The organism is Pigmentibacter ruber (assembly GCF_009792895.1).
GTDB lineage: Bacteria > Bdellovibrionota_B > Oligoflexia > Silvanigrellales > Silvanigrellaceae > Silvanigrella > Silvanigrella rubra.
The window spans coordinates 150353-171683 of sequence record NZ_WSSC01000004.1 but is presented as its reverse complement, the minus strand read 5'-3'; the positions used below and the strand labels follow the sequence as shown (position 1 = coordinate 171683).

The window sequence follows — 21331 nt, the reverse complement described above, 5'->3', positions numbered from 1 at the left end:
ATGAAAAAGCATAAACTTGAATTTTCTATTGGCGCGTTGTTTGTTGCACTATTAGTACTCTTAATGTGGCAATACCTATATTTTATTTCAAAGCCTTTGCCTATTATTTTAGTTTCTATCTCAGTAGCAATAATTGTATATATTATTTTACCAATTGGCGAGAAAAACAGAGAGCACGAAGCATATGCTCCCAAATTTTTTGCTCAAGCAGCTGTTACAAGTTTAATAGCTGTTGCAATTATTATTTTAGCAGCAGTTATTCTTAACAAGACTACATTTTCAAAAACTTTTGATTTAACAAATAATAAAATTAATTCATTGAGTGATGAGTCTGAAAAATTATTAGACTCTTTAAATAAACCAGTACAAATTTATTGTATTCCTGCTTCAAATCCTACCGATAATTACTGTGACAATAGTACAGATTTATTAAATTTATATATGCGTCGTTCTAAAAATTTAATGTATATGGGAGCGTTAAGTTTAACAGATAAAGCTATTTTACAAAAGTTACAACCTTCAGGTTATTCACGCTTGATATTATTAACTGATAATAATAAAAGTGAAGTAGAAGGACAAATAACTGAAAGTAAGTTAACAAATGGAATAATTAATTTAATAAAATATAAGAAAGTTGTTTACTTCTTAACAGGTCATGGAGAACCATCTATAAATACTGAGGGTAATGCAGAAAAAAATTATTCAGATATAGTGATGGCTTTACGCTCTAAAGCATATGATGTTAAAGAATGGAATATTAAGCAAGGAAATTTGCCAAAAGAGGCAAGAGTTTTAGTCGCTGGTGATAACAACCTAACTTATTCTGAGCAGGTAGAAACTCTTCTAGAGAACTTTATTGCACAAGGCGGCCGTTTAGTTTTAATTGTAAATCCATATCGTGAGCAAGGTCTTGAAAAATTATACACAAAGTTAAATTTAAAATTAGATCCAATATTATTGACTTTGAATACTAATACACCTATTGGGCAACAAATAATGAAACAAAATTTGTCTCGTCCTCCAGTTATTGCAAGTAATTTTAGTACAGAATCACCAATTACTAAAGTGATAACTCAGGTATATGGTGCTCAAGGTGTAATGCCTATTGATGGAGCTCGACCAATTACAGTCTTAAATGAAAATGGAAACTCTAACATAAAAACACATTCAATTGTCCTTACATCAGCTTATAATGCAGCTCCTATAACAATAACAACAGAAGCAAGGAATAAAATTGACTTGAATTCTCCATTTCAGTTGATACCTGACAAAAATTTTGATCCAAACAAAGCTTGGCCATTAGCTGTAAGTGTAGATATTAATGGAGCATCAAATTTTTCCTCTGATAAATCTATTTCTAAACCAGCAGATGCAGCAAAAGATAAATCAGAAGTTGTTATATATGGATTTAGTTTAGTAGGACCATATTCAAAATCTGTACCAATAAGTGAAGAATTGTTACCTTTAACAATTGCTCATTTATATCAAGATCAAGAGCTTGTATCTATTCCTACAAAAGATTTCACACCTAAGCAATTTAATTTGACACGAAATCCAGCTTTATGGCTAGTCTTATTTTCTGGTGTGTTACCTATTTCAACAGCATTGGCAGGCTTTTTCATTTGGATGAGGAGGAGATCTGCATGAAGTTTTCTACTACAGTTGGCTTAGGAGTAATTGCAATTGCTGCATTAGTTGGTGTTTATTTTGGTGAAGGATATTACACTGAAAAAAAGGAAGAAAAAGCTAAAGAAGCTTCTTTTGCCCTTTATTTTCAGACAAAAGATATTTTAAAATTTTCAATTCAAAATACTACTGGGAATTTTACTTTTGTCCGTGATGCAAATGATAAACCTTGGCGTCTTGTTACTCCTCTTCAATTGTCAGCAGATCAAGATGCCGTGAATAATATTTTGGCCTCAATTCAACAATTGGGAATACAACAAGAACTAGCAAATACAGAAAAATTGCTAACTGGAGACAAAAAACAGTTGGCACAATTTGGTTTGGAGACACCTAATTTAACAATTTCTGTGGAGTTAAAAAAGAATCAAGAAGGTAAACTATTTATTGGAAGTTCTCTTGAAATAGGTGGGAAAGTATCAGGTAATATTTCTCCCGCTTCTGTTTACGCTATGAACCCAAGCAAAACAAAACTTTTAGTGATAGATCATGGTTTTTCTGAATCTATAAGGAATAAAAAATTAGAAGATTTTAGAAGTAAGCGGGTCAGTACTTTTGCCAAAGAGGATATCCATTCGATTGAAATTACCAATAATGGGACAGTGATTTCAATTGGAAAGCAGAAGAATGGCTGGGAATTGTTGAAACCAAACAAGTGGCCTGCCGACGGTAGCTATGTCTCAGATTATTTGATGAGATTTCAAGGTCTTCTTGCTAAAAAAATATATGAAAAATCTGAAATTAATGAAGCTCTACTGGAAAGACTAAATATGAAAAATCCAGTAGCGCATATTTCTTTTAAGGATTCTTCTGGCAAAGCAATAGATACATTTGATTTAAGTATCACCAAAGAAGGAATTTATACTTATGTTAAAGATGGTTCGATTGCAAAATTAAATTTAGATCTCTGGCCTGAGTTGGTTCCTCTAGAAAAAATGTTCAAAAATAGATTGGTTATGCTAAATGTTGCAATTGATAAAATAAATAAAATTAGTCTAGCAAGCACCCTAGCTTTCGTCAAAAAAGATAATAATTGGTACAAAATAACTTCTCCAAACCAACAACCATCAGTCTCTGAGACTCCAAATCAAGATGCTTTTTCTTTCTTTTCTAATTGGGAATTTATGACAGCTGATGATCTTATTTTAAAACCATCGGAGAGCGAATTAGTCCAATTTGGGATGACAAAACCTTTAAAAGTTTTCTCATTTGAATTTGGAGCAACAGAAAAACTTCAACCAATAAAAATAATTGTTGGGAATAGGGTTCCAAAAAATGAAAAAAATGTGTATTTAAAACGATCAGACTCACCTATCGTTTATATCGTAGATGCAGGGTGGCTCTCTCTACTTGCCCAGCTTTATTCAGTTGGTGATCCTTCAAATGCATCAGTGAAAAAACAGATGGAGTAACCTTTCTTGAAAACAGAACTTTTTTTGATTCCGATTGCAGCCGTAAATGGTAGCCTACGCGTATTGGTAACAAAAGATCAAAACAGCGAAAGACAGACTTTTCCGAGTGTTGTTCTTAGACAGGACATGCATTTACATGGAGGCACTCGCCGGATTCTTAGTGATCTTCTTGCAGGGTCACATCTCGCAGAGCTAGAAACTTGGTTTAATTCAGCACGTTGTAAAGATCGAATTGTAGATGTTTACGATCGTGATCTTTTATTTGAACAAGTCCAAAGCATTGCTATCGTCCGTGCAATTGCCTTGCCGCAAGAGTTTTCTGCGCATGCAAAGGGAATGTGGCTAGATGCAGAAAACTTATTTTCACAAGACTCCATTTTAGCTCCTGATAGCAGACTTTTCTTGCGCGAGTGTTTAAATCAAGTCCCGTTATGGGTAAAAAATACAACTTTTACTTTTGAACTCCTTTCTCAAGTCTTTTCTATTCAAGATTTACGTTTGTTAGTTGGTATGCTTTCAAGTCAGGAAATAGACCCAGGTAATTTTCACAGGCGTCTAAAAAGATTGGATATCTTGCGTCCTCTTGTTTCTGGACAGCAACGGGTGCATAAATGGGAATTTGCTTGGGAAAAGAGCGATATTCTTGGGGTTGAGGGGCTTATTCCCTAGAAATAAGCAATTTTTTGCTCTATTGTGAGCAAAAAAGAAAGGACGAAAAAAATTTTAAAATTTTTTTCAAATCGACTTGACCTCTTTGCATTGATTATGTAGACACACTTCACGAAGAAGTTCCTCAGTAGCTCAGTGGTAGAGCAAGTGACTGTTAATCACTTGGTCGGGTGTTCAATCCACCCCTGGGGAGCCATTCCTTCTTGCCTCTCTAAAGGCTGTGCCTTTGTCTTTCTATTTCCCTATGCGTTTAGCTAAAATTATGTTTTTAACCTAGCACCTTACATGTTTGCTATTTATCAACTTGTTTATGGTAACCATTTTTTTATTTTGCTATTTACCAACTGATTTGTAGTAACCATTTTTTTATTTTGCTATTTACTAACTGATTTGTGGTCATTATTTTTCCTATTTCGTCACATATTTATGCTGTTCGATTCTTCCCTCTCTATCTCCTTTGTTTACATACTATTATCTAAAGAATGCCATTTTTAGTAGCTAGTAAATGCTTTTCAGAAAGCTAAGGGGAGTCTTAGAGTGAAAAAAATATTAATAGCCGATGCCAGCAAAGCTAGTTTGGTAATGACAAGTGAAGTTTTCAAAGATCACTATCCAGGAGTTCAGGTTATCGTTGCAAGAAACTCTTCTGAAGCGATAGAATTGGCAAAAATAAATGAAAACATTGATGCTTTTATCATTGACTATGATTTGCCAGATGCAAATGGGGCACAAACGGCTGCAAAACTAAAAAAACATTATAGCATCCCTGTTTTAATTACTGCTTTCGACACAGCTGAAGTCGCACAAAATATTGAATCTACGTTAAAGCAATATCCTGATTGCCAAAGTTGGCTTAAGAAACCTGTTAATCCTGATGTCGTTATAGCTGTAGCTCAACGTTTTTGTGATGGAAAAATTCGCGCACAAAAAAGAATTACTTGCAATTTACCAGCAATTGCAGAAATTATTTTAGAAAATGAGAGTCTTATAGCATACCAGCAAATGCTGTCCCCTTTCCAAGATAAAAGCACAAAAAATACAAAAAGCGTAGAAAAAGGCAAAATAAAGGCTAAGAAAGAGTTGAAAGCACCAAAAAAAGTGGCAGGAAAAAAAGAAATAATAAAGTCTATTCCTCTGTACTTCTGTGGGATTATAGAAGACTGTTCACTTAGTGGAGTAAAATTAAAGCCAAGTAAAAATAGTAAAATTGGTCTAACTGACTGGAATCAGTTGTTAGCGAGTATGGAATTTATTTCTTCGGGAAGTTCAGTGATTTTGAAAATACCTTCTACAAGTGATATTGAAAATGGTAAAATTCTTGAAATCACTAAAATGATTTCTAATCAAATTGAGAATGGGAAGAAAAAAGTCAATGAGATTAATAATAGCAAAAAAAAGCCTGCATCTAGCAAAGGGCAATCTATTGCTAAGAAATCCGTAGAGGAAAAAATGCCTGCATTAGCTACTTTGAATGAAACTACAAAGGCTAAAGTTGCAACTAATCAGACTTTAGAAGATAGGCTGCAATCTCTTACAGGAAAAGTTGCTTGGACAAGTTCAGAATCTGGGGAATGGTGTGTTGGTGTGGAATTTGAAAGTCCTAGTTTGTCTAAAAAACTATTCGAATCCATTCTTTCATATCAATTAAAACAGCAAAAAAACATTAGTAATCAATCAGTTATGAAAACCTCTCGAGTAAGCTAAAATTCTTTTAACTTATCCAATCGGCATAGCATTGAACCATGAATGGCATCCCTAATATTATGGTGAATCTATTTAGTCAACTTCCAAAAGAAGAAACTTATTATTTGATTGGAATTAAAAATCTCAATTATATAGGATAATACGTCAAAAAATAAACTATCAATTGCAAAAAAGTGGTTACGATCAATCTGAGTATATTGTGCTTAGAAAGGGTAATAAATGTTTTATCTTAAACAAATATATATCTTCTTATTCATGTCTACTATTGCAGCTCACGCTGAAGATTCTTTTGAATGTGGGATGAAGGGGCCATTAAGTTGTGGTTATCCAACATACGAACAAAGCTCAAACTCTACAATTTTTCAGGCTGGTGAGGCTTTTACAATGAAAGAGGGTAGCATTCAGCCAGGTCGTGTTGGAGCGCGAGATTTTTTTCTTGTAGGAAAATTTAAATATATTAACAAATATTTAAAATCAAAGGAAACAGCAATTGTCATAGCTCAATCATATATTAATGAAGGAAAATGGGTTGATGCTACTAAAAGACATGTATTTGTTGTGTTAACTAATAAAATGGTTTCCCCTCCTACTTTAATAATGGATCATATTCGTTCAAGAATATTTGAAGTGGTACACTCAGACTCTCTTGGTTTAGATAAAATAAGCTATATATCTGGAGCATTAGATACAAAATTAGTCCTGCAAAATAAAGAAAATCAGGTTGCAAATAATGTTGATGATGAAACGAAATCAAAAAATTTAGTAGCAACAATTCAAAATATGGGTGCAGTTGAAAAGGTAAATTACTTAAATAGTTACTTTCAAAAAATAGTAGATCAAAAAATTTCAAATGGAGAAAATATATCAAAAAGAGGAGAAGTAATTGTAACTTTAACAGCATATCCGCCACCACAAACCAGCTCTAGATTGGTTTGTGACATTGGAAACGCTAAAGTTACATTCAGGCAAGTCAGAAAAACTGTTGATAGTATGTTAAATAAACGCGGTTGTGTAAAGTTTGAGAATTTTCCTTAATTATCTATTTTCCATTAGCACAGCATTTTTTACGACTTTTTCAGCTATTTCAGCAAAACGAATACGGATAGGATGGTTTACTTGTGTTGTAAGGGGTTCTCCCTCATCTCCAGCGGCTCTGACTTCTGGTAATAAAGGAACGTGGCCTAACAATTCAACTTCAAATTTATTAGCAACTCTTTCAGCTCCGCCAGTTCCAAAAATATGTGATTCGCTTCCACAAGAAGGACAAGTAAAAGTAGACATATTTTCAACAACCCCTAAGATGGGCACCTCAGTTTTCCTAAACATTGCGATGCCTTTAACGGCATCAAGTAATGCAACGTTTTGTGGGGTTGTTACTATAACAGATCCTGTAATAGGAATGCTTTGAACTAGCGTTAGTTGAGCATCACCAGTGCCGGGTGGAAGATCTATAATTAAAAAATCAAGAGTACCCCAATCAACATCCCAGAAAAATTGTTGAAGAGCCTTCATAATCATTGGTCCACGCCAAATAACAGCCGTTTCTTCAGGCGCAAAAAAGCCAAAAGACATAACTTTTAATCCATGGGCTTGTGGTGGAATAATTTTATTGTTTTCATTCACTAAAGGATCTTGATGGAGATTCAGCATAGTAGGAATGCTTGGACCATATATATCGGCATCAAGTATGCCAACTTTGTACCCTTGATTGTGTAAAGCGATTGCTAAATTAACACTAACAGTACTTTTACCAACACCACCTTTACCGCTAGCAACTGCTATAATGCGTTTTACGCCTGAAATAGGCTTTTTGCTGGAAGATGTTTTTTTGTGGGAGTCTTCGGGTGCAGGTTTCTCCTGAGTGTCTGATTTGGGAGCTGCTGTATTTGGATTAGTAGTAGCTTTTTCTTTGCGCTCAAAATAAACAGCAAATTCTTCCTGAAAAGAAGCTAATTGTTCTTTTAGAAATTGTTCAACAAGAGTTTTGCTTGTTAGATTTAATCCGTCAGAATAAAAGCGTATTAAGGTTTTTGAATCTTTATTCTCAACTGAAATGATACGATCTTGCCAATTAAAGGCACCCAAAAGATCATATATTTCTTTTGGTAACTTTGAGCTCAATTCTTTCACAAAATGGAGCGTTATTAAATTTTTAGTATTTTCCATCTTACCAGACCTGTTCTATGCCTTTAACTTCAGGCACTTTATCCATCAACATTTTTTCCACTCCTTGGTATAATGTCATAGCGCTAGAAGGGCAATGAGAACAAGCACCTACAAGGCGAACTTTTACAATTCCGTCTTCAACATCAATCAACTCGATATCTCCTCCGTCTGATTGTAGAGCAGGTCTAATTTGTTGTTCGATGATTTCTTGAATTTTTGCAATCATTTAAATAACCTTTCAAAAATATGCCAACCTTGCTTGGTTGAAGATAATATCTGTATAAACATATTATCTAATCTTGCTCGGTCAAGGGCGACTTGCTTGAGTATTTTGAGTTATATCATAATTTTTTGTAGGATAAATCAATTTGTTTTATATAAGATGCTGTAATAATACTTCTTTATTGAAGTTTTTAAATAAAAAGAAGTATTTTCTTTTGGTTAGTCTTTTTCTTCACTTTCAACAAAATGTAAGTGCCGAAGAAAAATATAAATTTTTAGATGACTGGGCTTTATCGGCAAGTGGTTCATTTCGCGGTAATTTTAATACAGCCCGAGAAACATTTCAAAGCAATGATATTCCTAATCAAAACTTAGAAAATCAAGCAACCAGTGCTGCGGCTTATAGTACTGATTACATTTCTTTAAAACTAGGATTAGAAAAAAATGATGCTTTTTCTTTGGTAAGTTCTGTGCAATATGCTTGGCAAAAAAAATATCATCTAGATTTATTTCCTAAAACTTATTCCGAAAAAGTTGTTCAACTTAGAGATCTTTATTTAAATATTCCATTTGGAAATCATGGATATTCTGTTTGGCTTGGAAGAAGAACATTTGAGTTTGAAGAAATTTATTTATTTCAAGAAACAAATCCTTTTAATCAGTTGGAACTAAATGGCTTTGGGATAGAAACTGATGTTTTTCAAGTTTCATTAGCCATAAATAAAGAAACAGTTTATACAACTGCAAAAGATCAAAACGGAAATGCATTAATAGATAAAAATGGCAATAAAATTTTGTATGAAAATGATGATTATGTTGCAACTTTATTTTTGTCAGGTAAATTTTTATTATTTGAAGGAAAAATGTTTCAACCTATTTTATCAGTGCGAGCATATAATAGCTATGGAAAAGATACATCTGATAATGTTCAAAAAGATAAAGTAAGTTTAGCATCTTCGTTTATTCTTGGAGGTATTTTTTATAGACCATTAACAGATGGAATAAAAGGAACAACTACAATTTGGTTTTCCTCTTTGCCTGCTGATAAAGAGGCAAAGCCAACAAACACAACTGTAAATAGTGCTTTTTATGGTGAAGGAAGAATTCCTCCTAATTATCCTCAAAATACTATTGGAATTGCAGATTCTTCTCAATTTTTATATGAAAAATATGGTGGACTATTAACTAGCATTATAATTTTAAACAATGTATATGCATCTAATTTACCTGTATTACATATCAGTGATGACCAGAAATCTCTGCAAACTGACGGAAAAAGTTATTCAAGAACAACAAATAGACTTAGTATTGGGGTTCAACCAGTTGTTTATTTATCCAAAAATTTTCAGTTTGGATTAGATCTCAATTTTAATTATGTTACGAAAAAATTACTAGCAAATGATGCCAATTCATTTGTTGTAACACCAATTTTAAAATATGCTTTTGATGAGCAGTTAAACACTAAAAAATATTTATTTTTTAGTATGAGTTATGGTTACTATGACTGGAAGATAAAAACTTATTCTGATGGAACAAAAACTAACGAACTTTTTACTACACAGACTGGAGTGGAGTTTAATTTATAATCTAGAACATTATTATGTTTGGTTAGAAGAATAAATATTTAAAAAGCTCTTTCCAATATGTTTTCTAAAACTTGGTAAGCCAGTAAAATCTATAAATTCAGAAACTTCATAAATTCTTTCATACATTCTTGCACCAAGACGTTCTAATAATGTTTGGTTCCAAAAGCTTTCATGTATGGGTATGTTTTGGTTTTTTCCATTATTGATTTCTTGCCCCCAGTAATTGGAAGTTTCACGATTTGGGTTTCTTGGAATTTCCTTTTCTTCATATTTGTACATTGGCGGTAGATAATTTGTTGTTAGAATTGTTACTTTTCTAGCATTGTATCTTGAATTAATTAAATCATCTAATTTTTCTAATTGCCATTCATTTTCATTCCGCCCTTTTCCAAGCTCATCAATTACTAATATATCAACATTTCTTAATTTTTTTAAAATTTCTTCACCCGATTTATTTTGTTCATATTCTGCTTTAAGTTGATTTAATAAAAATTGAAAGTCTACAAATTTTCCACTAAATCCAAAATCAATAATTAACATTTTTAAGGCAGATATTGCTAATAATGTTTTTCCAGAACCTACAGGACCAAATAATGTAACAAAATATTTTAAATCTTTATCGTAAATGTCTAATTTTTTTATTGCTACTTGCTTGCAAAATGAATGAATTTTTTGAATATTTTCTGTAAGTTTTTTTTCTTGGTTAGGATTTAAATGTTCATCTTTAATGTTTATAAAATCAGCATCCATATATTTGCAAGGGATGTCGGCATTATTTAACAAATTGACTAAGTGCTCTGTGTGCATACAGGCGCAAGAGTTTGGTGATAGTTCTTCTACTAAATGTTCTTCAGTTTCTCCATCATCAGTCTCATACACATGAACTTTATTTAAAAATCTGTGTCCTGTTCCTTCACACATTTTGCAATCAATACGCGGATTACAAGCAGGACAAACTGCAAATTTAAAATTCAATTGATTTTTTTGGATATATATAGGTTCTTTTGTTTGATTTGATTCCAAATCTTCATTATCAATAAATTCTTCTGATTGTTGTGAAATCAGATCATTTCTTCCACAAACACATTTTGTTTTTGGATTTCTTCTAAAAAATCCTTCTTCTTGTTCACGCATTTCAGCTAGTTTTTGTAGCGACGAAAATATGTCTTCAAATGATCTATTTTCATTCATTTCTCTCTCTCCTAAGTTTCAGCAGACTGCGCTAAAATAGAATGTAAGCGGCGAGAAATTGGTGCAAGGGTACTAGGAAATTCCCTTGCTTTTAATCGACATTCAGAAGCATATTCAAACATTACCTGCATTATAAATTCTGGTTTTAGATTAGCTTTTTCCCAAGCTAGCAGTATTTCAAGATCTGCAGAGGAAAGGGATACCCCCCTACCTCTGAGATCAATAAATAAGCTTGCTAAAATTGAATAGTCACATATTTCAATATTTTGGATGCTTGTCATATTTATTTCTATTTGTTTAAAGACAATTAGCTTGAGCGACGACCCATTCGCCACGCAAATTGAGCAGTAGTCCCTAATTCTTCTTCAATTCGAATAAGTTGGTTGTACTTCGCAATTCTGTCGGTGCGTGAAGCACTACCAGTTTTAATTTGTCCTGAATTTGTTGCAACTGCTAAATCAGCTATAAATGCATCTTCAGTTTCACCACTACGATGTGAAATAATTGTTGTATAACCATTTACTTTTGCAAGTTCAATCGCTTTTAATGTTTCAGTTACTGTTCCAATTTGATTTAGCTTAATCAAAATAGAATTCCCAACTTTTCTTTCAATTCCTTTTGCAAGTAATTTAGGATTTGTAACAAATAAATCATCACCTACTAATTGAACTTTACTGCCAAGGCGATCTGTTAATAATTTCCAGCCTTCCCAATCATTTTCATCTAAGCCATCTTCAATACTTACTATAGGGTATTTATTGCAAAGCTTTTCATAAAAATCGACCATTTCAGATGATGTTTTCTTAACACCTTCCCCATCAAGGTTATATTTACCATCTTTGAAAAAAGAGCTTGCGGCTACATCTAAAGCAAAACTCACTTGCGTACCAATTTTATATCCAGCTTTTTCTATTGCAGATGTTAATAATTGAAGAGCTTCTTCATTACTTTTTAAGTTTGGAGCAAATCCTCCTTCATCACCAACAGTAGTTGCTAAGTTTTTTTCATTTAAAACTTTTTTCAAGTGATGAAATATTTCTACGCCTGCTCTTAAAGAATCGGAAAAGTTATTAAAACCATGTGGGACAATCATAAATTCTTGAAAATCTATATTGTTATCTGCATGTGCACCACCATTGATCACATTCATTAAAGGAACTGGCAATGTTTTCGCAAATGTTCCGCCTAAATAACGATATAATTGTAATCCAGCTTCTTCTGCAGCAGCCTTAGCACATGCCATAGATACAGCTAAAATTGCGTTTGCTCCAAATTTTGATTTATTTTCTGTGCCATCAGCTTCAATAAGTAAATCATCAATAGCTGCTTGTTCAGATACTTCCATTATACCTTCAAGAAGAGGTGCAATATGTTGTTCAATATTTTCTACTGCTTTTAGTACACTTTTTCCAAGATAAATTGATTTATCACCATCACGAAGTTCACATGCTTCATACTCACCAGTACTTGCACCAGAAGGAACAGAAGCGCGTCCTATATAACCTTCAGAGGTTAAAACTTCAACTTCAACAGTAGGATTACCACGAGAATCAAGAATTTGTCTTGCACGAATAGCGTCGATTAGTGACATATAAACTCCTTTTTGATAAAAAAACAGGCATCAAATTGCCTTTCAATCAACATTGTTATGCTACAATTTCAATTTCACAGCAATAGAGTTGTAAATAGAGGTCACCTAGTGCCGATTATACGCTAGCTTTATTACAATTTTTTCGGTCTGCTATTGACTTATATAATGATTTCCTTATATTTAAGTAACAGGAGCATGCAGAACTTCCATTTTAAAAAAATTACGTGTCAATTTTGACAGTTAAAATGGGCAAAGCATTTGGCTCTTGTTCTTTTTTTCTTATAAAGGAGGCGTACCCTATGGCTAAGCCAGAGACTGTTTCTACTAGTCAAATGATTGCAAATGTTGCTGCTAAATTTGACCAACTTCCAAAAAAAATCACTAAGGAAGTTATTGCTGACTTTTTAAATACTGTCGAAAGTGAGGTTGCTTCTGGCAAAAAACTTCGCATAGATAAAATTGGTATTTTGCAAGTTAAAGAGCGTGCTCCACGTATGGGTCGCAATCCTCAAACAGGAGAAGAAATTAAAATTCCTGCTTCAAAGAAAATTGCTTTCCGTGCAGCTAAATCTTTAAAAGAACAAGTTACTGGTTCCCGCTCACCAGCAAAAGCTAAAAAAGCAGCTGCTGTTGCAAAGAAGAAAAAGTAATTTAAATTTTTTGAAACGGGTTCTTACAGAACCCGTTTTTTTTATAGCTATATAAGCATATTATATTCTATATAAGTTGTAGATTCTAATTTCAGTAATTTAAATATAATTCAAGACTAAAAAATAAACCGCAGTGCCTAATATCATACTGAGAAGTACTGAGCGAATGGTGCAATAGAAAAAAATTGAAGCAAGACAAGCTATCCATCCATTTACAATATAATTAGGATCGAATTCTTTTAATGCATCAATCGAGTGAATAGTTAAAATTGCCATAAAACATACTGGCAAATGAATTCCCGTTTGTTTTATCAAACTATTCTTTATATTTTTTAAGAAAATGAAAGGTACTAGCCTTGTTGAATAGGTGACAAAACTCATTAGTATAATTGCTGTTAAAATATATGCTTGATATTTATCAAGAGACATTTTTTTCCTCGCTATTTTCTGTAAAAAATGTCCAAAAATAAATTATAAAAAAACTGCTAAGCATACTAAAAAATAAAACCTCTTGAACTCCTATAAATTTAAAAAAGATGTAAGTTAAAATTCCAATTGAAATTGAGTAAAAATCTTTATTTATTTTATATGCATCAACTGTTAAGATAGCAAAAAGTGCTACGAGAGAAAAAAATAAAAAATTAATATCAAATTCAGAAATTTCTTTATGCAAAAATATTCCTATTATGGTGCCAATAATCCAATAAATATGACAAAGTATAACTATTGTAGCTTCATATTTTCTATTATATTTCATATTTTTGGCACTAATTATAGAAAAACATTCATCTGTCAATCCAAATATTAAATAGCCTTTTAAAAATTTATTTACCTTAAACTTATCTAGGAATGCTATCCCGTAAAAAATATGTCTTAAATTAACAATAAATGTTGCAATTGCGATACTAAATAAAGAACCATGGGATGCTAGAATTGGAATTGCTATAAATTGTGAAAAGCCAGCATAAACCGTAGCGCTCATCAAAACACCATATATCCAATGGACATTTAAGCTCTGAAATAAAACACCAAATGCAGCACCCAGTAAAAGATAACCAAAAGCTGTAGGTTTACTATCTTTCAAAGCTTCAAAAAACATTTTTATTCCTTCAGTAGTACACAAATATCATGTTGCATGAGAGTATTGGAGAAAATGATAATTGGTGGTTTTATTATTCTATCGATAAAAATTTATACGGAATAACACTTTAAGATTGCTCCATGTTCAGCATAAAAGAAAATATCGGAATTACTAAATATTCCAAATTTCCATATCTTTAAATTTTTTAATCAAATAAGTCAATTTTTTTATATTAAAAATAAAGTGAAAAAGTTGTTTCTTAATTTAGAGATATCATATTTGATTTAATGCATTATAGTCGAAATTATGTTTGTAATCTGATGATAAATAATTTCTTAAAAATTAGCAAAGTAATTCTTATTTGATTTTCTCTTCTTCCTAATATTTTTAGTTTTTCCTATTTTTTTTGCTAACCAATAAAAAAAAAATTACAATAAAGAGTTCCAAAATTTCTGATTTGTAATCTTATTTTATGATGAATATTTAAGCATAAAAAATTCTTTGGCCTACCAGTTTTTTTCTATTTTATATTAAATAACTTTCTTACATAAAATTAGTTAAAATAAGAAAAAATAATACAAAAATTGGTAGTTATTATTTAAAGGAATAAATATTAAAGGTAAGCAAAATATTTGACATTTAGAAAAAATTAGAAGAAAATTTCTTTCAAATTAAATTTAAAAGAAGGTTATTATATGCAGCTAAAAAAAAATAATTTATCAAAAAAAATCTGTATCATTTCTTTTTTTCTACCATTTAATATTTGGGCGCAGGATTATCCAACTATACCTGATTCACAGTTTTTTGTGCCTGAGAAAAGAGAGTTTAAATTAAATGAATTAGTAATGCCATGTAATAATTTTTATAAATTTGTATGTTCGAATGAAATTTCTCAATTTAAAATTCCACAAAGCAAAAGCAGATATGTTTTTAGTTTTAATGATTCTGCTGAGAAAATTACTAAAAAAAGATTGAGTTATATTAACTCTATTTTGGCGAGTAATACACTACCAAAAAAAATAGAAATGCTTAAAAATTTCTATACTTCATGTACAAACATTGAAGCAAGAAAAATAGAGGAAAATAATTTAATAACTTCAGCAGTTGATCAAATATTGAAAATGAATAGACAAATGATTTTGAATGAATTTACTGAAAAAACTTTGAAAGGAGATTCTTCATTAGTCAATATAGAAGAAATGGATAATATAACTAATCCAAAGATCAAGGATCTAATTTTTAGTTATGACTTACCTTTAAAAGTAAAAGAATATTATAATAACTTAGATATGATAAATGATTACAAATCAATTATTACATTCCTTTTAGATGAACTAAATATTGAAAATTCTGAAAGAAAAGCTGATTTTATAATACATTTTGAAAAATCAATAGCTAGTCATTATCCAACAAAAGCAGAAATGCGTGAGCTGGAAACAAAGGATAATACTATTCAACGTAAATATCTTTTATTTAGATATCCTGCTTTAAATTTTGATAAAATTCTTCAAAAAATACCTGCAGATGTGAACTTAAATCTAATCTTGACTGCTGTATATTCTCAAATGAATTCAATGCTACAAAAAGCTAGTTTGGAAGAATTACAAGCATTACTTTTATGGAATACCCTTTCAAATAATATTACAGTAAAATACTCTCACCCGAATTATTATGCAAAATATAGAGAATTTAAACTTAAATATAATGGGATATCAAAAATTGATGAATCAATTGAAAAACAATGTGTGCAAGAAACTGTTTCTGCTTTAGAAAGAAATTTAGATTATGAAGTAGTTAAACAATATTATAGTGATTTTCCATCTGATAGAATAAAAAGTATTGTTGAAAAGGTTCAACATACAACTTTAAATAATATAAAAAATAATAATTGGCTTTCACCAGCGGCTAAAGAAAAAGCAATCTTAAAAATTGAAAAAATAAGATTTCAATTAGTTAAACCAGAGAATTTAAAAGATTGGGATCTTAAACCAGTTTCGTTTTTATATCCCGACAAATTTCAAACAAATAAGCAAATTATTAGAGAAAATGATTTCAATAAATTGCTAAAAAATATTTTGTTACCAGTTAACGAGATGCGTTGGGATATGTCTCCTTTGACTGTAAATGCCTATTACAATCCAACTTCTAATCAATTTGTAATGCCTATGGGCATACTGCAACCACCATTCTTTGATCCAACCAAATCTGATAAAATTAATATGGGATCTGTGGGTATGGTAGTTGCACATGAAATTGGGCATTCTATAGACGATCAAGGTTCCAATTATGATGAAACTGGCCGTTTGAGCCCTTGGATGTCCAGTATAGATTTAAGCAATTTCAAAATAAAAACGCAAAAAATAATTACTTTGTTTGATCATGAAGGAATTGATGGAAAATTAACATTGGGTGAAAATATTGCTGATTTTGTCGGGTTACAAAATTCATTTCAATCAGCATTTTTTGATGGAACATCGTCTTCAAACCAAGAGCAAAAAGAATTTTTTGTTCAATATGCTAAAACTTGGTGTGGTGTCATTCAGCCAAAATATAGAGAATTTATGATAAAAACCGATCCTCACTCACCTATTGATCTACGTGTGAATGGACAAATGAAACTATCTAAACAATTTGAAGAGACATTTATGTGTAAAAAAGGTGATGATATGACTCTTCCTGATTCTGAAAGAGTAACGCTTTGGTAAGTTAGAATACTAAATATATTTTATTGATAATAATTTTAATTGAATAAAAACTGAAATTAATTTGTATTTGTTTTTTTTTAACTTTTTTGCTAGTAGTAGTATGTTTTTTTAGAAAAATGTTTTACTTGCAAAAAGGTTTACAAATGCAGTTATCAAAAAGAATGACTATATCTCTTATCTTTTCAATATTTTCTAGTTCATCATTGTTAGCAAATGAAGTTAAAATTAAAACGATACCAGATGAAAAATTTCAAGTACCTTCTAGTCGTGAATTTCAATTGAATTCTAATATAAATCCTTGTAATAATTTTTATTCTTATGTTTGCTCAATTGAAAATAATAACTTTAAACTTCCTGAAAGCAAAAGTAGATATATTTATAGTTTTAATGACTCAGCTGAAAGAATTAAAAATCAAAGATTACAATATATAAAAGGTTTGGAATCAGTCAGCAATTTAACAAAACAGCAAAAAATGATTCAAAATTTCTATAGTTCTTGTATGAATACTAAAGAAAGATTAAATGAAGAAAAAGAATATTTGACTGAGGTTAAAAAAATATCAGCAATAAAAGATAAAAAACAATTATTGAAAAAATTTGCTGAGAATTCAATAACCGGCGATTTTAATTTTATGCATATTTTTGAGTTTGTAAATCGTTCTAATTCTAAACAAAAGGATATAATGTTTTACTATGCGTTGCCATTTGGTGCTAAGGATTATTATTCGGATAGTAAATTAATGCAAGAATATGAAAAAATTATCGAAAACTTTGCAAAAACAATTAATTTAAGTCAAAAAGAAAGTAAAGCTAAATTTATAGTTAAATTTGAAAAATCGATGGCTAAAATTTATCCCACTAGAGCAGAAATTCGTGAATTTTTTTCAAAAGATAATTCAGTATCTAGAGAAAAATTAATTAAAGAATATCCAGAATTACACTTTGATATTATGCTAAATAAAATACCAAATTCAGTTAAAATAAATGCTATTTATGGAAATATTCTCACTGAACTTAATAACCAACTAAAAACAGCGTCTTTAGAAGAATTAAAATTTCTCTATTTATGGAATTATTTAAGCTATAAAGATTTCAGATATTCAAATCCCGGATATTATAAAATGGTAAAAAAATTTAATAATCAATTTTTTGGTTCATCCGAAATTGATGAACCTCTGGAAAAAGAGTGTGTAAAAGAAACAGTAGATGCTATGGATAGAATATTAGATTTTAATGTAATTCAAGCATTTTATAAAGATTTTCCAGAAGATCGTGTAGAAAGACTTGTTAAAAAAATTCAAGCGACTACTTTAAAAAATATCCAAAAAAATAATTGGCTTTCAAAAAGTGCAAAAGAAAAAGCAGAAGAAAAAATTAGTACAATTCGTTTTCAACTTGTAAAGCCTAAAAATTTAAAAGATTGGGATTTTGAAAGAGAAATTGAATTATCGGCGACAAAATTTTTAAATAATCAAAAAATAATAACTCAAAGCGAATTTCAAAAAACTTTGGATGATATTACCTTGCCAGTAAATCCAAATGAGTGGAAAATGTCACCTTTAACAGTGAATGCTTATTATATGCCGACTGCAAATCAATTTGTTATGCCAATGGGTATATTACAACCGCCATTTTTTGATTCATCTAAATCGGATTTTGTTAATTTAGGAGCAATGGGAATGGTTGTTGCGCATGAAATTGGTCATTCTATTGATGATCAGGGTTCTAAATATGATGAAACTGGAAAAGTGAATCCTTGGATGGATAAAAAAGATTTAGAAATATTTCATCAAAAAACTGAAAGGCTAGTTAAGTTATTTGCAAAAGATGGTGTTGATGGAAAACTTACTTTAGGGGAAAATATAGCGGATTTTGTTGGGTTAAAAAATGCTTTTGAAACTGCATTTCCTGAAAATAATAATTCAGATAAAGAGCAAAAGAAAGAATTTTTCATTCAATTTTCACGTGCATGGTGTGGAGTTATGCAACCTAAAGAAAAAGAGTATTTATTAAAAATTGACCCTCACTCTCCTATTGAATTAAGAGTAAATAATCAAGTTAAACTCTCTAAAGATTTTGAACAGACTTTTTCTTGTAAAAAAACAGACCCTATGGTCTTACCTGATGATCAAAGAATAACTTTGTGGTAACAAATAAAAGCGAAAATTTAGAATAACTATATTTTCGCATTTGTGTGGACTTATGTTTGTCTTGTTTGGCCATTTCCTCTAACAAGCCATTTATAGCTGGTTAGTTCATTTAGAGCCATAGGCCCCCGTGCGTGTAGTTTTTGTGTGCTAATTCCTATTTCAGCTCCCATTTCAAATTGCCCACCATCTGTAAAAGAAGTCGGAGCATTTGCATATACAACAGCAGCATCAACTTTATGTAAAAACTCTTCAAGAACTTCTTTATCTTCTGCAATAATAGCTTCACTATGACTTGAAGTATATTTGTGAATGTGTGCTATGGCATTTTCTAATGAATCAACGGTTTTTATAGACATTTTATAATCTAAAAATTCAATGCCATAGTGCTCATTATGAGCGATATTAAGGAGACTAGCTGGATATTTATTTACTAAAAAAGCATGACTTATTTCATCGGCGTATATTGTCACATTCTTGCTTATAAGTGGTTCAATTAACTTAAATAAATCACTTAATCTATTTTTGTGAATAACTAATGTATCAAGAGCATTGCAAACACTAACTCTTCTTGTTTTAGCATTTTCAATAATACTTATTCCCTTAAGAAGATCACCGCTCTCATCAAAATATGTATGTACAATACCCGCCCCTGTTTCAATCACTGGAATTTTAGAGTTTTGTCTGACATAATCAATTAAACCTTTTCCACCCCTAGGAATACAGACATCAATTAATCCTGTTGCATTAAATAGTTCTTCAGCAGCATTTCTTTCATTAGGTAGAAGAAAAATAATTTTTGAGTTAACTTTATTTTCTTCTAAAGATTTTTTTATAATATCTATTAAAACTTTATTTGAATAATAAGCTTCTTTCCCACCTTTTAATATACAAATATTTCCAGATTTTAAGCACAAAGAAAAAACATCTAAAGTGACATTGGGTCTTGATTCAAAAATAACGCTTACAACTCCTAACGGAACTGAAATTTTTTGGAGTTTAAGCCCGTTTTTAAGATTTCTTTCTTCTAAAATTTTCTTTAATGGTGAAGGTATTTTTATAATATTTAATAAATCATTTGCAATTGTATTAATTCTATTTTCATTTAGCAGTAAGCGATCATACATAGGATTTTGAGGATTTACATTTGCAAGATCTTTTTTATTTTCATCAATAATTAATTCTTTATTTTTGATTAATTTATTAGAAATATCTAGTAAAATATCATTTATCTTTTTTTCATCTAGAGAAAAATTCTTTGATAAGTTTTTCATTTCAGTAAAAATTTTTATCAAATTACTCATAAAATTGACTCACATTAAAATGAAGTTGGTCGTAATGAACTATTTCAGGTTTACCTTTTTGTCCAATAAACTCTTTTAACTTTTCAGAGTGGTATCGTGCAATGCCTACGCCTATTTTTTTTCCTTTAGAGTTACAAATTTCAATTAAATCGCCTTTTTTAAACTCACCAGAAACTTTTTCAATTCCTACAGGTAAAATGCTTAAAATTCTTTGGTTGTCTTGAATTATTTTAAATAAACAATCATTAATATAAATTATTCCAGATGAAACAGGTGTATTGAAAGCAATCCATCTTTTTATATTAGATTTCTTTTTTGTAGGTAGTATTGTTGTTCCTATTTGTTTGTTACTTAATACCGCTAAAATGGCTTGTTCTTCTTGAATACTACAAATATGAGTAGTTATTCCTAAGTCTGACATTCGTTTTGCTATTCCTAATTTAGTAATCATTCCACCTCTTCCATGCTTTGATTTGGTAGTAGAAACTTCGGGCCAGCCATTTTGAGCAGGATCTATAATTGATATTAATTTGGAGTTAGGATCCTCTGGATTTCCATTATATACCCCTTTTACACTCGTTAAAATTATAAGTTTATCTGCATTAAATTGGGAGGCAATGAGTCCTGATAACTCATCATTGTCAGTAAACATAAGTTCTTCAATAGCTACACTATCGTTTTCATTAATTATTGGAACTATATTATTTTGTTGAGTGACTTCTTTTAATAATCTAGAGATATTTAAATAGTGTTGACGAGTATTAAATTCTTGTTTAGTAAGTAGTATTTGAGCGGCTAAAATACCATATTTTTTAAACATAATTGAATATGTGTGGAGTAATTCATGCTGACCAATACTTGCTAACAATTGTTTTTCTGCTGTAGTTGAACCATATTCTTTATCAAGAATATCTTTTGCAACTTTTCTACCCGATCCAACTGCACCAGAACTTACCAAAATGACCTGTATTCCATCTCTTTGTAACTTTGCTATTTGTTTTACAAGGTCTTGCATAGTCTCTTCTAAGACCGTTCCGTCTTTGTCTAAAATAGCTTGAGTACCTACTTTTATAACAATTTTCATTAATAATATCCTTTAATTAGGATGGGGATTGCTGGTGTTTTGGGTATAAAATTCTTAAAAAGAAGTTTGCAAAACTCTACCAATAATTTTATATCGTAAAATGAATTGCATTAGCAATCTTCTTTTTCTTACTTTT

18 protein-coding genes and 1 tRNA gene are annotated in these 21331 nt (G+C 30.7%); 10 read left to right on the top strand and 9 right to left on the bottom strand.

Features of this window, described 5'->3' with window-relative positions:
* From GOY08_RS12320 to GOY08_RS12295, 6 genes are all read left to right on the top strand, one after another.
* Nucleotides 1–1647: a Gldg family protein gene (locus GOY08_RS12320; protein ID WP_158999220.1), complete on the top strand. Its 1647-nt coding sequence runs from the start codon at nucleotides 1–3 to the stop codon at nucleotides 1645–1647.
* A complete protein-coding gene (locus GOY08_RS12315) occupies nucleotides 1644–3095 on the top strand; it encodes a DUF4340 domain-containing protein (protein ID WP_158999219.1) in 1452 nt (483 codons plus the stop codon). The genes GOY08_RS12320 and GOY08_RS12315 overlap by 4 nt, the downstream gene beginning before the upstream one ends.
* 63 nt (nucleotides 3096–3158) lie before the next feature.
* Nucleotides 3159–3764: a hypothetical protein gene (locus tag GOY08_RS12310; protein WP_158999218.1), complete on the top strand. Its 606-nt coding sequence runs from the start codon at nucleotides 3159–3161 to the stop codon at nucleotides 3762–3764.
* A 121-nt stretch (nucleotides 3765–3885) separates the two neighbouring features.
* A tRNA-Asn gene (locus GOY08_RS12305) sits at nucleotides 3886–3960 on the top strand.
* A 341-nt stretch (nucleotides 3961–4301) separates the two neighbouring features.
* Nucleotides 4302–5468 (top strand): response regulator, encoded by a 1167-nt coding sequence (locus GOY08_RS12300; RefSeq protein ID WP_158999217.1) that lies wholly within the window; start codon nucleotides 4302–4304, stop codon nucleotides 5466–5468.
* 219 nt (nucleotides 5469–5687) lie between these two features.
* A complete protein-coding gene (locus GOY08_RS12295; protein WP_158999216.1) occupies nucleotides 5688–6503 on the top strand; it encodes a hypothetical protein in 816 nt (271 codons plus the stop codon).
* Here GOY08_RS12295 and GOY08_RS12290 read toward each other — a convergent pair whose 3' ends face one another.
* Together GOY08_RS12290 and GOY08_RS12285 are read right to left on the bottom strand one after the other, a co-directional pair.
* Nucleotides 6504–7634 carry an Mrp/NBP35 family ATP-binding protein gene (locus GOY08_RS12290; protein WP_158999215.1) on the bottom strand — a complete coding sequence of 377 codons (1131 nt, stop codon included), beginning with the start codon at nucleotides 7632–7634 and terminating at the stop codon, nucleotides 6504–6506. It lies immediately after the preceding gene.
* Nucleotide 7635: 1 nt separating this feature from the next.
* The gene (locus GOY08_RS12285) at nucleotides 7636–7860 is read right to left on the bottom strand and encodes a NifU family protein (RefSeq protein WP_153421330.1); all 225 of its coding nucleotides are present in this window, start codon (nucleotides 7858–7860) and stop codon (nucleotides 7636–7638) included.
* Nucleotides 7861–8071: 211 nt separating this feature from the next.
* On the opposite strand from GOY08_RS12285, the gene GOY08_RS12280 reads away from it, so the two are divergent.
* On the top strand, nucleotides 8072–9442 hold the full coding sequence (locus tag GOY08_RS12280) for a hypothetical protein (protein ID WP_158999214.1): 1371 nt from the start codon (nucleotides 8072–8074) through the stop codon (nucleotides 9440–9442).
* A gap of 12 nt (nucleotides 9443–9454) precedes the next feature.
* On the opposite strand, the gene GOY08_RS12275 is transcribed toward GOY08_RS12280, so the two are convergent.
* Genes GOY08_RS12275 through eno form a run of 3 tightly spaced genes read right to left on the bottom strand, consistent with a single transcriptional unit; the run spans nucleotide 9455 to nucleotide 12224 of the window.
* Complete coding sequence (locus tag GOY08_RS12275; RefSeq protein ID WP_158999213.1) at nucleotides 9455–10633, bottom strand: ATP-binding protein; 1179 nt, start codon at nucleotides 10631–10633, stop codon at nucleotides 9455–9457.
* 11 nt (nucleotides 10634–10644) lie between these two features.
* Nucleotides 10645–10914: a hypothetical protein gene (locus GOY08_RS12270; protein WP_158999212.1), complete on the bottom strand. Its 270-nt coding sequence runs from the start codon at nucleotides 10912–10914 to the stop codon at nucleotides 10645–10647.
* A 26-nt stretch (nucleotides 10915–10940) separates the two neighbouring features.
* Complete coding sequence (gene eno / locus GOY08_RS12265; RefSeq protein WP_158999211.1) at nucleotides 10941–12224, bottom strand: phosphopyruvate hydratase; 1284 nt, start codon at nucleotides 12222–12224, stop codon at nucleotides 10941–10943.
* A 299-nt stretch (nucleotides 12225–12523) separates the two neighbouring features.
* Between eno and GOY08_RS12260 the strand changes: the two genes are divergently transcribed.
* Nucleotides 12524–12874: an HU family DNA-binding protein gene (locus GOY08_RS12260; protein WP_202914060.1), complete on the top strand. Its 351-nt coding sequence runs from the start codon at nucleotides 12524–12526 to the stop codon at nucleotides 12872–12874.
* A gap of 99 nt (nucleotides 12875–12973) precedes the next feature.
* On the opposite strand, the gene GOY08_RS12255 is transcribed toward GOY08_RS12260, so the two are convergent.
* The gene (locus GOY08_RS12255; protein WP_158999210.1) at nucleotides 12974–13303 is read right to left on the bottom strand and encodes an AzlD domain-containing protein; all 330 of its coding nucleotides are present in this window, start codon (nucleotides 13301–13303) and stop codon (nucleotides 12974–12976) included.
* Nucleotides 13293–13973, bottom strand: a complete 681-nt coding sequence (locus GOY08_RS12250) for an AzlC family ABC transporter permease (RefSeq protein WP_158999209.1) — start codon at nucleotides 13971–13973, stop codon at nucleotides 13293–13295. Before GOY08_RS12250 ends, GOY08_RS12255 begins: the two co-directional genes overlap by 11 nt.
* Nucleotides 13974–14650: 677 nt before the next feature.
* On the opposite strand from GOY08_RS12250, the gene GOY08_RS12245 reads away from it, so the two are divergent.
* Nucleotides 14651–16660: a M13 family metallopeptidase gene (locus tag GOY08_RS12245; RefSeq protein WP_158999208.1), complete on the top strand. Its 2010-nt coding sequence runs from the start codon at nucleotides 14651–14653 to the stop codon at nucleotides 16658–16660.
* Nucleotides 16661–16803: 143 nt separating this feature from the next.
* Nucleotides 16804–18810, top strand: a complete 2007-nt coding sequence (locus tag GOY08_RS12240; protein WP_158999207.1) for a M13 family metallopeptidase — start codon at nucleotides 16804–16806, stop codon at nucleotides 18808–18810.
* Nucleotides 18811–18860: 50 nt separating this feature from the next.
* Here the strand turns inward: GOY08_RS12240 and GOY08_RS12235 are convergent, their stop codons facing one another.
* Nucleotides 18861–20111, bottom strand: coding sequence for a glutamate-5-semialdehyde dehydrogenase (locus GOY08_RS12235; protein WP_158999206.1), 1251 nt, complete (start codon nucleotides 20109–20111; stop codon nucleotides 18861–18863).
* Nucleotides 20104–21195: a glutamate 5-kinase gene (proB, locus tag GOY08_RS12230; RefSeq protein ID WP_158999205.1), complete on the bottom strand. Its 1092-nt coding sequence runs from the start codon at nucleotides 21193–21195 to the stop codon at nucleotides 20104–20106. The genes GOY08_RS12235 and proB overlap by 8 nt, the downstream gene beginning before the upstream one ends.
* Nucleotides 21196–21331: the final 136 nt, after the last annotated feature.

Coding starts and splice junctions, on each gene's coding strand:
- GOY08_RS12320 (WP_158999220.1), top strand. CDS start 1: ATGAAAAAGCATAAACTTGAATTTTCTATTGGCGCGTTGTTTGTTGCA.
- GOY08_RS12315 (WP_158999219.1), top strand. CDS start 1,644: ATGAAGTTTTCTACTACAGTTGGCTTAGGAGTAATTGCAATTGCTGCA.
- GOY08_RS12295 (WP_158999216.1), top strand. CDS start 5,688: ATGTTTTATCTTAAACAAATATATATCTTCTTATTCATGTCTACTATT.
- GOY08_RS12290 (WP_158999215.1), bottom strand. CDS start 7,634: ATGGAAAATACTAAAAATTTAATAACGCTCCATTTTGTGAAAGAATTG.
- GOY08_RS12285 (WP_153421330.1), bottom strand. CDS start 7,860: ATGATTGCAAAAATTCAAGAAATCATCGAACAACAAATTAGACCTGCT.
- GOY08_RS12275 (WP_158999213.1), bottom strand. CDS start 10,633: ATGAATGAAAATAGATCATTTGAAGACATATTTTCGTCGCTACAAAAA.
- GOY08_RS12270 (WP_158999212.1), bottom strand. CDS start 10,914: ATGACAAGCATCCAAAATATTGAAATATGTGACTATTCAATTTTAGCA.
- eno (WP_158999211.1), bottom strand. CDS start 12,224: ATGTCACTAATCGACGCTATTCGTGCAAGACAAATTCTTGATTCTCGT.
- GOY08_RS12260 (WP_202914060.1), top strand. CDS start 12,524: ATGGCTAAGCCAGAGACTGTTTCTACTAGTCAAATGATTGCAAATGTT.
- GOY08_RS12255 (WP_158999210.1), bottom strand. CDS start 13,303: ATGTCTCTTGATAAATATCAAGCATATATTTTAACAGCAATTATACTA.
- GOY08_RS12250 (WP_158999209.1), bottom strand. CDS start 13,973: ATGTTTTTTGAAGCTTTGAAAGATAGTAAACCTACAGCTTTTGGTTAT.
- GOY08_RS12245 (WP_158999208.1), top strand. CDS start 14,651: ATGCAGCTAAAAAAAAATAATTTATCAAAAAAAATCTGTATCATTTCT.
- GOY08_RS12240 (WP_158999207.1), top strand. CDS start 16,804: ATGCAGTTATCAAAAAGAATGACTATATCTCTTATCTTTTCAATATTT.
- GOY08_RS12235 (WP_158999206.1), bottom strand. CDS start 20,111: ATGAGTAATTTGATAAAAATTTTTACTGAAATGAAAAACTTATCAAAG.
- proB (WP_158999205.1), bottom strand. CDS start 21,195: ATGAAAATTGTTATAAAAGTAGGTACTCAAGCTATTTTAGACAAAGAC.